This is a genomic window from Pseudomonas sp. GW821-FHT02A08, assembly GCF_059422045.1.
Window position 1 is genome coordinate 20,359 of record NZ_JBWKWD010000002.1, and the last position, 13,198, is coordinate 33,556.

Here is a 13,198-nt window from a genome sequence, read left to right on the forward strand (position 1 = left end):
AACCACTCCAATCACGATTCAGATACCCATGGGCGGTTCAAGCTTTGTCCACAACCTGCACCTTGGCATCCGGCAAGGTGAAACCGGACACCGAACGACGCAACTGACTGGCCATTTTCGCCAGGTTACCGATGCTGTCGGCCGTGGCGGTGGAACCCGACGACGTCTGCGAGGTGATCTGCTGGATCACGTTCATCGTCAGGGAAATCTGGCCGGCCGACGACGTCTGCTGTTGCGCCGCATTGGAAATGCTCTGGATCAACGCCGCTAGTGTCTTGGAAACGCCCTCGATTTCTTCCAGGGCCACACCGGCATCCTGCGCCAGACGAGCGCCGCGCACCACTTCGGTCGTCGTCTGCTCCATGGAGATGACTGCTTCGTTGGTGTCGGTCTGGATCGCCCGCACCAGGGTTTCGATCTGCCGGGTAGCGGCGGACGAGCGCTCGGCCAGGCGCTGCACTTCATCGGCGACCACGGCGAAGCCGCGACCGGCGTCACCGGCCATGGACGCCTGGATGGCCGCGTTGAGGGCAAGGATGTTGGTCTGGTCGGCAATATCATCGATCAGGCTGACAATGTCGCCGATTTCCTGGGAGGACTCGCCCAGACGCTTGATGCGTTTGGCGGTGTCCTGAATCTGTTCGCGAATGTTGTCCATGCCGTGGATGGTGTTGTGCACCACCTCGTTGCCCTTGTTGGCGATTTCCACCGAGCGCTCGGCAACCGCCGAAGATTCCGCCGCGTTGGCCGACACCTGGTCGATGGATTCGGCCATTTCGTTGATCGCCATGGAGGCCTCGGAAATCTGCTGGGCTTGATGCTCCGAGGCCTGGGCCAGGTGCATGGCGGTGGCCTGGGTTTCCTGCACGGCGGCGGCCACCTGGCCGGCGGTGAGGTTGATGGTCGCGACCAGATCGCGCAACTGGTCGACGGAGTAATTGATCGAGTCGGCGATGGTGCCGGTAAAGTCTTCGGTCACCGAGGCCGTTACCGTGAGGTCGCCATCGGCCAGGTCTTCGATTTCGTCGAGCAAGCGCATGATCGCGTTCTGGTTGCGCTCGTTTTTCTCGGCGGTTTCGCGCAACTGACGATTGGTTTCGCGCACCATCACCAGGCCGATCAGGATGATCGAAGCCAGCGCCAGCAAGCCCAGCACATAACCGCCTATGGTGTCGGTGGTGCGCCCGCCGACCATGTTTTCGAAACCGCTGGCCAGGTGTGAGGCTTCGTCGAGCAGGGTTTGCGACAGACTGAAAATGTTCGAGGCCGATTCGCGGACTTTGAATAGCTCCGGCGAGGTTTCGAGAATCTCGTCCACCGAGCCCGAGACGAACTCGAACAGCTCGGAGATTTCCGCGAGACGCGCACGGGCGTCGCGGTCTTCGACCTGGCTGACCTTGAGCGCCGGGTCGCCCTGGAGCATGCCGTTGAGTACCTTGCCGAACTGCGTTGCGTCACGCCCGAACGCATCGGCGGCCTGCTGTGAGTTTTCGTCACCGGCCAATACCGTGTTGACCGCGCCGAGGATCCGTTCGGCCAGCAGCGACTGGCGCTGAGCCATGGCCACCTGGGCCGCCGGAGCGCCCCGTTGCAGGAGAATCTCGACGACTTTCTCGTACTCGACCTGCAACTGCGGCACCGTTTCGGCCAGGGTCGCGGCGACCTGATGCAGCGACAGTACGGTTTGCTCGCTGGAAAGAATCGCATCGGTGTTTTTCAGCAGGCGTTCCCAGTCCTGTTGCACCGCACGCATCTCTGGACGCACGGTAGCCGGGGCCGGCGGCAGGCCGGTGGCAGGATCGCCCTTCTTCAGATAACCCCAGCGCCGGGCAAAATCGTTGCGAGCATCGCTGAGCAACTTGAACGCGGCAGCCTTGCCGGCGGCGGCTTCGGTGGCGTTCTTGGCGATCCGCTGGGACAGCACGCGCAGTTCGCCGGCGTGGCCGATGTACTGTTTGTCGTAGGTAGCCTGGGTGTTGAGGTACGCGAAGTTGGCGAACAGCAGCATGATAAAGATGATCAGCGCGATGAACAGCACGATAATCTGCGACCGGCTGCGCGACCCTTCCATTGGCTTGCCTGCTTTTGCTTTTATCATCGGTCCTCGCCTGTTAACCCACTTCCGGGCCCGCCCGCAACCCTGTGGGAGCGGGCTTGCTCGCGAAGGCGGCAGTCCATTCAACATTGATATTGGCTGATCTACCGCCTTCGCGAGCAAGCCCGCTCCCACATTGGATCTGTGGTATTCCGGTTAAATCGCGACGTTCATGAACCCCTGAGACTGCGTCAACGCAAACGGGCTGAACACCTGCCAGCTCTGCTCGCACTGAAAACGGCCTTTGACGAACGCCGCCACCGGCCCCTTCAACTCGTCTGCCGGTACCGGCTCCAGGCTGTCCTGGGCAAAGTGCTGGAGGCCGAAGACTTCATCGACCAGCAAACCGGCAAACACCTCTTCATGTTCCACCACCAACACCCGCCGCTGTCGGCGCACCGCCGAAAGCTCGTGCCCGAAGAAGCCGCCCAAATCCATGACCGGCAGCAAACGCCCGCGCAGGTTGGCGACACCCTTGACCCAGGGTTTGACCCCCGGTAGCTGAGTGGAGCGCGGCTCGTGCAAGACTTCGCTGACTTCGCTCATGGGCGCGACGTACCAGTGCTCACCCAGGCGAAAACCGATGCCGCTCCAGCTGTCCCGCCGGGGTGGCTGGGACGGCAAGTCCGCCGCCAGCAAACGACAGCGCTGGTCGATTTGCAGCAGCAACTCGAAGGCCGTCAGCGACTCGTTCATGGCCTGACGATCAACCGGCCAGCACGTTGTTCAGGGTCTTGATCAGGGTGTCTTCATCGACCGGCTTGGTCAGGTAATCCTTGGCGCCCTGGCGCGTGCCCCAGACCTTGTCGGTTTCCTGATCCTTGGTGGTGATGATGATCACCGGGATGTGCCCGGTTTCCGGGTCCTTGGTCAGCTGGCGGGTCGCCTGGAAGCCGTTGAGGCCGGGCATGACGATGTCCATCAGGACCGCATCGGGCTTTTCCTGGCGGGCCAGGGCGACGCCGTCGGCACCGTTTTCGGCTTTCAACACTTCATGACCGTGCTTTTCCAGCATGCCGGTCAGTTTGTACATTTCGGTCGGCGAATCATCGACGATCAGAATACGTGCCATGGTCTTCCCCATTCTTGTCGACGCCAGGCCCGATGGCCGAGCATCACTGTGCGTGTCCTACTGCGGCAAAACGGCGGCGAAGCCAGGAACATGGGCCTGGATCGCATCAAGCAATTCTTCCTTGCTGAACGGCTTGGTCAAAAACTGGTCGGAGCCGACGATGCGCCCCTTGGCCTTGTCGAACAGCCCGTCCTTGGACGACAGCATAATCACCGGCGTGGACTTGAACGCGCTGTTGTTCTTGATCAGGGCGCAGGTCTGATAGCCATCCAGGCGCGGCATCATGATGTCGACAAAGATGATGCCGGGGTGGTTGTCGGCAATCTTGGCCAGGGCATCAAAACCGTCGATGGCCGTGATGACCTCACAACCCACGTTCTTGAGCAGCGTTTCGGCGGTGCGACGGATCGTCTTCGAATCGTCGATCACCATGACCTTCAAGGCGCTGGGGTGCTGTTCCATAAAATGCTCTACCGTCGCCTTTGCGAAACAAATTGTCCGTTTGCCGGTTAACGCGGCTCGAAACCCTTGATGCTCAAGGGCCGGCACGACATGGCAGCCTTTTTAGCACAGTCTCCAGAACCAATCTATCGGCCGACCCGCAAGGTGGTTTTTCCTTGACCGGGAACACACTCAGCGCCACTCTGACGCCACTTTTTTCATACCGATCCGGTAGCCAATTTTCGAGGAAAACCCAATGAGCGTTCGCGTCGGGATTGTCATGGACCCTATCGCCAGCATTTCCTATAAAAAGGATAGCTCGCTGGCCATGCTGCTGGCCGCGCAGAAGCGTGGCTGGGAACTGTTCTACATGGAACAGCGCGACCTGTATCAGGGCGAAGGCCAGGCCCGGGCCCGGATGCGTCCGCTGCAGGTTTTCGCCAACCCGGAAAAATGGTTCGAACTGGGCGCCGAAAGCGACGCGCTGCTGAGCGATCTGGACGTGATCCTGATGCGCAAGGATCCGCCGTTCGACATGGAGTTCGTCTACTCCACCTATTTGCTGGAACAGGCCGAGCGCGCTGGCGTGCTGGTGGTCAACAAGCCACAAAGCCTGCGTGACTGCAACGAAAAGCTGTTCGCCACACTGTTCCCGCAGTGCACGCCGCCGACCGTGGTCAGCCGCCGCGCCGACGTGTTGCGTGAGTTCGCCGCCAAGCACGGCGACGTGATCCTCAAGCCGCTGGACGGCATGGGCGGCACGTCGATTTTCCGTCACCGCGCGGGCGATCCGAACCTGTCGGTGATCCTCGAAACCCTGACCGCCCTCGGTGCCCAGCAGATCATGGGCCAGGCCTACCTGCCGGCGATCAAGGACGGTGACAAGCGCATCCTGATGATCGATGGCGAGCCTGTGGATTATTGCCTGGCGCGGATTCCGGCCCAGGGCGAAACCCGTGGCAACCTCGCTGCCGGTGGCCGTGGCGAAGCCCGCCCGCTGACCGACAAGGACCGCTGGATCGCCGCGCAAGTCGGCCCGACCCTGCGTGAAAAAGGCCTGTTGTTCGTTGGCCTGGACGTGATCGGCGAGCACCTGACCGAAATCAACGTCACCAGCCCGACCTGCATTCGCGAGATCGATAACGCGTTTGGCACTGACATCGGCGGCATGTTGATGGATGCCATCGATCAGAAGCTCAAGGCACGTTGATTAGCCAAACCAACATTGCGTTATCATGCGCGGCCTGTGAAAACGCGATGTTGGTTTCCTTGTCATGACACTCCCGTCCGATCTGCCTGCCGAACTCGCCCACCGTGGCGTGCGCCCGGGCGATCGCCTCGGTTTTACCCTGTTTCTGGCTGCGCTGATCCACCTGGCCTTGCTGTTGGGTGTCGGATTTGCAGTGGTCGAGCCCAAGCAGATCAGCAAAACCCTGGAAATCACCCTCGCCACCTTCAAGAGCGAAAAGAAGCCCGAGAAAGCCGATTTCCTGGCTCAGGAGAATCAGCAAGGCAGCGGCACCCTGGATAAAAAGGCGATTCCCAAGACCACCGAGGTCGCGCCGTTCCAGGACAACAAGGTGCAAAAGGTCACGCCACCGCCGGCCGCCAAGCCTGAAACTCAGGAAGCCCCGCCCAAGGCTGCCGTGACCACCGTGGCGCCGAAACCGAAAAAAGCCCCCGCCAAGACCGAGGAGCCCAAGACCGAGGTCAAGCCCCTGGTCCAGGCGCCGACCTTCGACAGCGAGCAACTGTCCAGCGACATCGCCAGCCTCGAAGCGGAACTGGCCGCCGAACAACAGCTGTACGCCAAGCGCCCGCGCATCCACCGCCTGAGCGCGGCCTCGACCATGCGCGACAAGGGTGCCTGGTATAAGGACGAATGGCGCAAGAAAGTCGAGCGCATCGGCAACCTCAACTATCCCGACGAAGCGCGGCGCAAGCAGATCTACGGCAATTTGCGCCTGATGGTGTCGATCAATCGTGACGGTTCGCTGTATGAAGTGCTGGTGCTGGAGTCCTCCGGGCAACCGCTGCTGGATCAGGCGGCCCAGCGCATCGTTCGCCTGGCGGCACCGTTTGCACCCTTTACCGGGGATCTGTCGGACATCGACCGCCTGGAAATCATCCGCACCTGGAAGTTTGCCCGTGGGGATCGCCTTTCCAGCAACTGACCCCACAAATCCCCTGTGGGAGCGGGCTTGCTCGCGAAAGCAGTCATTCATTCAACATTGATGTCGACTGACACGACGCCTTCGCGAGCAAGCCCGCTCCCACATTTGTTCGGTGTCGACAACCAATTTGCGGCATCCCCAGCTTGTCAGTTCGCCCCTCGAACGCCACACTAGCGGTCATGAAAAACGTCAGCCCCAGCTACCTCAAGCATCAATTCCTGATCGCCATGCCGCACATGGCCGACCCGAACTTTGCGCACACCTTGACCTACATCGTCGAGCACACGGCCAATGGCGCCATGGGGCTGGTGGTCAACCGTCCGCAAGATCTGAACCTGGCCGATATCCTTGAGCAATTGCGCCCGGAAATCGAACCGCCAGCGCTCTGCCAGCATGTGCCGATCTTCATCGGCGGCCCGGTGCAGACCGATCGCGGTTTCGTCCTTCACCCCAAGGGTCAGAGCTTCCAGGCGACCGTTGATCTGGAAGACGAATTGGCCCTGTCGACTTCCCAGGACGTACTGTTCGCCATCGCTGACGGCGTCGGCCCGGCGAAAAGCCTGATTGCCCTCGGCTATGCCGGTTGGGAAGCAGGGCAACTGGAGGCCGAACTGGCGCAGAACGCCTGGCTGAACTGCCCGTTTGACGCCGACATCCTGTTCAACACCAGCAGCGAACTGCGTCTGGAAGCGGCGGCCAGGCACCTGGGCGTCAACCTCAGCCTGTTGACCAGCCAGGCGGGGCACGCCTGATGGCCCTGAAACTGATTCTGGGGTTTGACTACGGCACCAAACAGATCGGCGTTGCGGTCGGCCAGGTGATTACCGGCCAGGCCCGTGAACTGTGCACCCTGAAAGCGCAGAACGGCATTCCCGACTGGAACCAGGTCGAAGCCCTCATCAAAGAGTGGAAGCCCGATGCCGTAGTGGTCGGCCTGCCGTTGAACATGGACGGTACGCCCAGTGAGATGTGCGCTCGCGCGGAAAAGTTCGCCCGACGCCTGAACGGCCGCTTCAACCTGCCCTTCTATACCCACGATGAACGCCTGACCACCTTCGAGGCCAAGGGCGAACGCCTGGCTCGTGGCGGCCAGAAAGGCAGTTACCGCGACAACCCGGTCGATGCCATCGCCGCCGCCCTGCTGCTGCAAGGCTGGCTCGACGAAAACACCGCACTGTTTGAATCCTGAAGAGCCGCTGTGCGTCTCTCTTAGCTACAACCCGAGCCACTTCCCCCACAGGCTGGCTCGGGCCCAAGAAGGAGCAACCATGAGCCTGCCCAATCCCGCCGAACTGATCAGCCAGATGGCGACCCGACTTGACGCCTATCTGGTCAAACGGGGCATCAGCGACCCGCGTTTCATCGGCATCCGTACCGGCGGCGTCTGGGTGGCCCAGGCCCTGCTCAAGGAGCTGGGCAGCAATGAGCCCCTCGGCACCCTGGACGTGTCTTTCTACCGCGACGATTTCAGCCAGAACGGTCTGCACCCGCAGGTTCGCCCTTCGGCGCTGCCGTTCGAGATCGAAGGCCAGCACCTGGTGCTGATCGACGACGTGCTGATGAGCGGCCGGACCATCCGCGCCGCCATGAACGAGTTGTTCGACTATGGCCGCCCGGCCAGCGTAACGCTGGTGTGCCTGCTGGACCTGGACGCCGGCGAACTGCCGATCCGCCCGAACGTGGTTGGCGCGACCCTGTCGCTGGCCGCCCACGAACGGGTGAAGCTGTCCGGCCCGGAGCTTGCGCTCGAACTGCAAGACCTCGCCCTTTAATTCGCCCTATTGAGAGTCCCCCTTGCGATGACGCCTCTAGAAACCAAGCGCCCGCTGCAGCTCAATGATCAGGGCCAGCTGCGCCACTTCCTCTCGCTCGACGGTTTGCGCCGCGAGCTGCTGACGGAAATCCTCGACACCGCCGACTCCTTTCTTGAGGTCGGCGCCCGGGCCGTGAAGAAAGTCCCGTTGCTGCGCGGCAAGACCGTGTGCAATGTGTTCTTCGAGAACTCGACCCGCACCCGCACCACCTTCGAACTGGCGGCCCAGCGGTTGTCGGCGGACGTGATCACCCTCAACGTGTCGACATCGTCGGCGAGCAAGGGCGAAACCCTGCTCGATACCCTGCGCAACCTGGAAGCCATGGCCGCCGACATGTTTGTCGTGCGTCACGGCGATTCCGGTGCCGCGCACTTCATCGCCGAACATGTCTGCCCGCAAGTGGCGATCATCAACGGTGGCGACGGTCGTCACGCGCACCCGACCCAAGGCATGCTCGACATGCTGACCATCCGCCGGCACAAGGGCGGGTTCGAAAACCTGTCGGTGGCCATCGTCGGTGACATCCTGCACTCGCGGGTCGCGCGTTCGAACATGCTGGCCCTGAAAACCCTCGGTTGCCCGGACATCCGCGTGATTGCGCCGAAAACCCTGCTGCCGATCGGCATCGAGCAATACGGCGTGAAGGTCTACACCGACATGACCGAAGGCCTGAAAGACGTGGATGTGGTGATCATGCTGCGCCTGCAGCGTGAACGCATGACCGGCGGCCTGTTGCCGAGCGAGGGCGAGTTCTACCGCCTGTTCGGCCTGACCACCGCGCGCCTGGCCGGCGCCAAGCCCGATGCCATCGTGATGCACCCGGGGCCGATCAACCGTGGCGTGGAAATCGAATCGGCGGTGGCCGACGGCCCGCACTCGGTGATCCTCAACCAGGTGACCTACGGGATCGCCATTCGTATGGCGGTACTGTCCATGGCCATGAGCGGGCAGACCGCGCAACGCCAATTCGAGCAGGAGAACGCCCAGTGAAGCTAAGCATTCTCGGTGCCCGCGTGATCGATCCGGCCAGCGGCCTGGATCAAGTAACCGATATCCACATTGAAGCCTGCAAAATCGTCGCCCTTGGCGCGGCGCCAGCCGGTTTTGTCGCCGTCGACACCATCGACGCCAAAGGCCTGGTGGCCGCTCCCGGCCTGGTCGACCTCAACGTTGCCCTGCGCGAGCCGGGTTACAGCCGCAAAGGCTCGATTGTCAGCGAAACCCGCGCGGCGGCGGCTGGCGGCGTGACCAGCCTGTGCTGCCCGCCGAAGACAAAACCGGTGCTGGACACCTCGGCGGTGGCCGAACTGATCCTCGACCGTGCCCGCGAGGCCGGCAACACCAAAGTCTTCCCGATTGGTGCCCTGAGCAAAGGCCTGGACGGTGAACAGCTGGCTGAACTCGTGGCACTGCGCGATGCCGGTTGCGTGGCCTTCGGCAACGGCCTGGAGAGTTTCCGCAACACCCGCACCCTGTGCCGGGCGCTGGACTACGCCGCGACTTTCGACCTGACGGTGATTTTCAACTCCCAGGATCACGACCTGGCCGAAGGTGGCCTGGCTCACGAAGGCCCGACCGCCAGCTTCCTGGGCTTGCCGGGCATTCCGGAAAGCGCCGAAACCGTCGCCCTGGCCCGGGATCTACTGCTGGTTGAACAAACCGGCGTGCGCGCGCACTTCAGCCAGCTGACCAGCGCACGGGGCGTGGAGCTGATCGCCCAGGCCCAGGCCCGGGGCCTGAAAGTGACCGCTGATGTCGCTTTGTACCAGTTGATCCTGACCGACGAAGCCCTGATCGGCTTCAGCAGCCTGTACCACGTCCAGCCGCCGCTACGCACCCGCGCCGACCGCGAAGGCCTGCGCGCAGCAGTGAAATCCGGCGTGATCTCGGCCATCTCCAGTCATCACCAACCCCATGAGCGTGACGCCAAGCTGGCACCGTTCGGCGCAACCGAGCCGGGCATCAGCAGCGTTGAACTGCTATTGCCGCTGGCAATGACCCTGGTCGAAGACGGCTTGCTGGACCTGCCGACGTTGCTCAAGCGCCTGAGCGCCGGCCCTGCCGAGGCCTTGCGCCTGCCGGCAGGCAAACTGGCGGTGGGTGGCGCGGCGGACATCGTGCTGTTCGACCCGGCGGCCTCGACCGTGGCGGGTGAAAGCTGGCTGTCCAAGGGCGAAAACTGCCCGTTCATTGGCCACAGCCTGCCGGGTGTGGTGCGTTACACCCTGGTGGATGGACGGATCAGCCACCAGGCTTAAGACCGCGTCGCCTGCATTCGCGAGCAAGCCCGCTCCCACATCAGTTCTGCGATGAACACAGTATTTGTGAACACCAAAGATCAAATGTGGGAGCGGGCTTGCTCGCGAAGACTGACTAAAAGGCGCCGCGACTCTGCGCGTTACGCACAGAAACCTGGTCATTCAACGTCCAGAAGTCATACAGCACCCCGAGAAAGAACAACCCGCCCGTCAGCAGGTACAGCAACCCGCTGATCCATTTCCCCTGATACATCCGGTGCACGCCAAACACCCCGAGAAACGTCAGCAGGATCCACGCCACGTTGTATTCGATCGGGCCCGCGGTAAACCGCAGGTCAGCCTCGCGATCCATCGCCGGGATCAGGAAAAGGTCGATCAGCCAACCGATCCCCAGCAAGCCGAAGGTGAAGAACCAGATCGTCCCGGTCACCGGTTTGCCGTAATAGAAGCGGTGAGCGCCGGTAAAACCGAAAATCCACAGCAGGTAGCCGATCACTTTGCTGTGGGTGTCTTGCTGCTGGACAGCCTGTTGATAGGGGTTCATGAATGACCTCGATTCACACGATAGATAAATATTCTTTAATTCTTTGTGACTTTTTTACAGGCACCCGACGTATGGCAAGTGCTACCTTCACACCTGTCAAAGCCTTGTAACACAAGACTCCTGTCCGACAATTGCGCCATTTTGCCGCTTTTTTGCCACCATTGCCCCCCGGATTGAATCGACCAACGGCCTCGGAAGCGGCAAAAAAGCTGTTATAAAGTTGCGCGCTAACTTATTAAGAGCCTTGCCTAATGCGTTCATTTTTCAAGACATGGCTAACCATTTGCCTTTTGATGCCACTGGCCGCCCACGCCACCAATCGTGAGCAACGTCTTCCAAACGTTAATGGTTACACCCCAAAATCCCATGCCTCTGCTCCTTCGAGCAAAGACAAGAAATCCGCTAAATATGCTCCAAGCCTGGCCAACAGCAAAAGCGGCCTGGTTCCACCGATGGGCACCAAGGAAAGCAGCGACGTGCTGAGCCGCGCCGTGAATGTCCTTGGCACTCCTTATCGTTGGGGCGGCAGCAGCCCTAGCAAAGGCTTCGATTGCAGCGGCCTGGTGAAATACGCGTTCAACGACGCCACGTTCGACCTGCCACGCACCTCCAACGCCATGGCCAGCGGTCATGGGGAGAAAGTCGATCGCGACGACCTCAAGCCGGGCGACCTGATTTTCTTCAACATCAAGAGCCGTCGGGTCAATCACGTTGCCATTTACCTGGGCAACGACCGTTTCATCCACGCGCCACGTCGCGGCAAGTCGGTGTCCATCGACACCTTGAAGAAACCGTACTGGGAAAATCACTACGTGGTTGCCAAGCGGGTTCTGCCGAAAGAGCCGAATCAGTTGCGTGTGGTTCAGCGCTGATTTCAGTGCCCTGAATCTGTATCGAACATAATGACCCCTTCGCGAGCAAGCCCGCTCCCACTTTGGAATGCATTCCCCTGTGGGAGCGGCGGTGCGGCGATCCGACTTGCTCGCGAAGAGGCCCTTGAAAGCACCACACATCCTCCTCAAAAACCATCCGGAGACCGCGCCTTCTCCCGCGCGTGGTCACGACTGACCAACCCCTTGGTCACCAGGTCCTTCAAGCTCATATCCAGCGTCTGCATCCCCAACGACCCTCCCGACTGAATCGCCGAGTACATCTGCGCCACCTTGTCCTCGCGGATCAGGTTCCGGATCGCCGATGTCCCCAGCATGATCTCGTGGGCCGCGATGCGTCCGCCGCCGATTTTCTTCACCAGGGTCTGGGACACCACCGCCAGCAGCGACTCGGAAAGCATCGAGCGCACCATCGACTTCTCGTCCCCCGGAAACACGTCGATCACCCGGTCGATGGTTTTCGCCGCTGACGTGGTGTGCAGCGTGCCGAACACCAGATGGCCGGTTTCGGCGGCGGTCAACGCCAGGCGAATGGTCTCCAGGTCGCGCATCTCCCCCACCAGGATCACATCCGGATCTTCCCGCAGCGCCGAACGCAAGGCGGTGGCGAAACTACGGGTATCACGATGGACTTCACGCTGATTGATCAGGCATTTGCGCGACTCGTGAACGAACTCGATGGGGTCTTCGATGGTGAGGATGTGGTGATGACGATGGGTATTGAGGTAATCGATCATCGCCGCCAGCGTGGTGGACTTGCCGGAACCGGTCGGGCCGGTCACCAGCACCAGGCCACGGGGAGCGTCGGTCATCTTGCGGAACACATCGCCCATGCCCAGCTCGTCCATGCTCTGCACTTTCGCCGCAATGGTGCGAAACACCGCACCCGCTCCACGGTTCTGGGTGAACACATTGACCCGAAAGCGCGCCACGCCGGGCACTTCAAAGGAAAAGTCGGTTTCCAGATGCTTTTCGAAGTCCACCCGCTGGGCGTCATTCATGATGGCATGTATCAGCGACCGCACCTGTTGGTGATCCAGGGCCGGCAGATTGATGCGCCGCACATCACCGTCGACGCGAATCATCGGCGGCAGGCCGGCGGACAGGTGCAGGTCGGATGCCCCCTGCCTGGCGCTGAATGCCAGCAGCTCAGTGATATCCATAGCGCCTCTCAATTCCAGTAGAATGCCGCGAACCTTCAGACCGCTGGCGCCTCTTGATGTCCACCATAGCAGACAACATTCTTCAGGTTAGTTCGCGCATACATGCCGCAACACGTGCCGCGAACCGCACCGAAAACAGCGTCCGGTTGCTGGCGGTGAGCAAGACCAAACCCGCTCAGGACCTGCGTGAAGCCTACGCCGCCGGCCTGCGCGACTTTGGCGAGAACTACTTGCAGGAAGCGCTGGGCAAGCAAGTCGAACTGGCCGACCTGCCCTTGATCTGGCACTTCATTGGCCCCATTCAATCGAACAAGACTCGTGCTATCGCCGAGCACTTCGACTGGGTGCATTCCGTGGATCGTCTGAAAATCGCACAACGCCTGTCCGAACAGCGTCCCGCCGATCTGCCGCCCCTGAACATCTGCATTCAGGTCAATGTCAGCGGTGAAGCCAGCAAATCCGGCTGCTCCCCGGCCGACCTGCCGGCTCTGGCCAACGCCATCTGCGCCCTGCCGCGCCTGAAACTGCGCGGGTTGATGGCAATCCCCGAGCCGACTGAAGATCGCGCTGCCCAGGATGCCGCTTTCGCTACCGTGCAAAGCCTGCAAGCCAGCCTGAACCTGCCGCTCGACACACTTTCCATGGGCATGAGCCACGACCTCGAGTCAGCCATTGCCCAGGGTGCCACTTGGGTCCGTATCGGTACGGCCCTGTTTGGTGCCCGCGACTACGGCCAGTCTTGAAAAT

At 61.3% G+C, this 13,198-nt stretch carries 15 protein-coding genes; 9 read left to right on the top strand and 6 right to left on the bottom strand.

Features of this window, described 5'->3' with window-relative positions:
* Nucleotides 1-37: 37 nt before the first annotated feature.
* From AC07W4_RS01935 to pilG, 4 genes are all read right to left on the bottom strand, one after another.
* A complete protein-coding gene (locus AC07W4_RS01935) occupies nucleotides 38-2,098 on the bottom strand; it encodes a methyl-accepting chemotaxis protein (RefSeq protein ID WP_032829695.1) in 2,061 nt (686 codons plus the stop codon).
* Nucleotides 2,099-2,251: 153 nt separating this feature from the next.
* A complete protein-coding gene (locus tag AC07W4_RS01940) occupies nucleotides 2,252-2,791 on the bottom strand; it encodes a chemotaxis protein CheW (RefSeq protein ID WP_495031317.1) in 540 nt (179 codons plus the stop codon).
* A 10-nt stretch (nucleotides 2,792-2,801) separates the two neighbouring features.
* The gene (pilH, locus tag AC07W4_RS01945) at nucleotides 2,802-3,167 is read right to left on the bottom strand and encodes a twitching motility response regulator PilH (RefSeq protein ID WP_007897961.1); all 366 of its coding nucleotides are present in this window, start codon (nucleotides 3,165-3,167) and stop codon (nucleotides 2,802-2,804) included.
* A 57-nt stretch (nucleotides 3,168-3,224) separates the two neighbouring features.
* Complete coding sequence (gene pilG / locus AC07W4_RS01950; RefSeq protein WP_007987791.1) at nucleotides 3,225-3,629, bottom strand: twitching motility response regulator PilG; 405 nt, start codon at nucleotides 3,627-3,629, stop codon at nucleotides 3,225-3,227.
* A 235-nt stretch (nucleotides 3,630-3,864) separates the two neighbouring features.
* Between pilG and gshB the strand changes: the two genes are divergently transcribed.
* The 7 genes from gshB (at nucleotide 3,865) to AC07W4_RS01985 (ending at nucleotide 9,854) form a co-directional block, all read left to right on the top strand.
* A complete protein-coding gene (gene gshB / locus AC07W4_RS01955) occupies nucleotides 3,865-4,818 on the top strand; it encodes a glutathione synthase (protein ID WP_007995429.1) in 954 nt (317 codons plus the stop codon).
* Nucleotides 4,819-4,882: 64 nt separating this feature from the next.
* A complete protein-coding gene (locus AC07W4_RS01960) occupies nucleotides 4,883-5,782 on the top strand; it encodes an energy transducer TonB (protein WP_495031318.1) in 900 nt (299 codons plus the stop codon).
* A gap of 179 nt (nucleotides 5,783-5,961) precedes the next feature.
* On the top strand, nucleotides 5,962-6,534 hold the full coding sequence (locus AC07W4_RS01965; protein ID WP_008046447.1) for a YqgE/AlgH family protein: 573 nt from the start codon (nucleotides 5,962-5,964) through the stop codon (nucleotides 6,532-6,534).
* Entirely contained in the window at nucleotides 6,534-6,971 is a 438-nt protein-coding gene (gene ruvX / locus AC07W4_RS01970; RefSeq protein WP_008046448.1) for a Holliday junction resolvase RuvX, read from the top strand. The genes AC07W4_RS01965 and ruvX overlap by 1 nt, the downstream gene beginning before the upstream one ends.
* Before the next feature lie 79 nt (nucleotides 6,972-7,050).
* Nucleotides 7,051-7,554 (top strand): bifunctional pyr operon transcriptional regulator/uracil phosphoribosyltransferase PyrR, encoded by a 504-nt coding sequence (gene pyrR, locus AC07W4_RS01975; RefSeq protein ID WP_046039256.1) that lies wholly within the window; start codon nucleotides 7,051-7,053, stop codon nucleotides 7,552-7,554.
* A 27-nt stretch (nucleotides 7,555-7,581) separates the two neighbouring features.
* The gene (locus AC07W4_RS01980; RefSeq protein WP_007939362.1) at nucleotides 7,582-8,586 is read left to right on the top strand and encodes an aspartate carbamoyltransferase catalytic subunit; all 1,005 of its coding nucleotides are present in this window, start codon (nucleotides 7,582-7,584) and stop codon (nucleotides 8,584-8,586) included.
* Nucleotides 8,583-9,854, top strand: a complete 1,272-nt coding sequence (locus AC07W4_RS01985; RefSeq protein WP_008046452.1) for a dihydroorotase — start codon at nucleotides 8,583-8,585, stop codon at nucleotides 9,852-9,854. The genes AC07W4_RS01980 and AC07W4_RS01985 overlap by 4 nt, the downstream gene beginning before the upstream one ends.
* Nucleotides 9,855-9,969: 115 nt before the next feature.
* Here the strand turns inward: AC07W4_RS01985 and AC07W4_RS01990 are convergent, their stop codons facing one another.
* On the bottom strand, nucleotides 9,970-10,398 hold the full coding sequence (locus AC07W4_RS01990; RefSeq protein ID WP_495031319.1) for an NINE protein: 429 nt from the start codon (nucleotides 10,396-10,398) through the stop codon (nucleotides 9,970-9,972).
* Nucleotides 10,399-10,649: 251 nt separating this feature from the next.
* Here AC07W4_RS01990 and AC07W4_RS01995 point away from each other — a divergent pair, with 251 nt between their 5' ends.
* Entirely contained in the window at nucleotides 10,650-11,270 is a 621-nt protein-coding gene (locus AC07W4_RS01995) for a C40 family peptidase (protein WP_489317545.1), read from the top strand.
* Between the two features lie 146 nt (nucleotides 11,271-11,416).
* Here the strand turns inward: AC07W4_RS01995 and AC07W4_RS02000 are convergent, their stop codons facing one another.
* Nucleotides 11,417-12,451, bottom strand: a complete 1,035-nt coding sequence (locus AC07W4_RS02000) for a type IV pilus twitching motility protein PilT (protein ID WP_495031320.1) — start codon at nucleotides 12,449-12,451, stop codon at nucleotides 11,417-11,419.
* Between the two features lie 56 nt (nucleotides 12,452-12,507).
* On the opposite strand from AC07W4_RS02000, the gene AC07W4_RS02005 reads away from it, so the two are divergent.
* Nucleotides 12,508-13,194 carry a YggS family pyridoxal phosphate-dependent enzyme gene (locus tag AC07W4_RS02005; RefSeq protein ID WP_495031321.1) on the top strand — a complete coding sequence of 229 codons (687 nt, stop codon included), beginning with the start codon at nucleotides 12,508-12,510 and terminating at the stop codon, nucleotides 13,192-13,194.
* Nucleotides 13,195-13,198 lie beyond the last annotated feature (4 nt).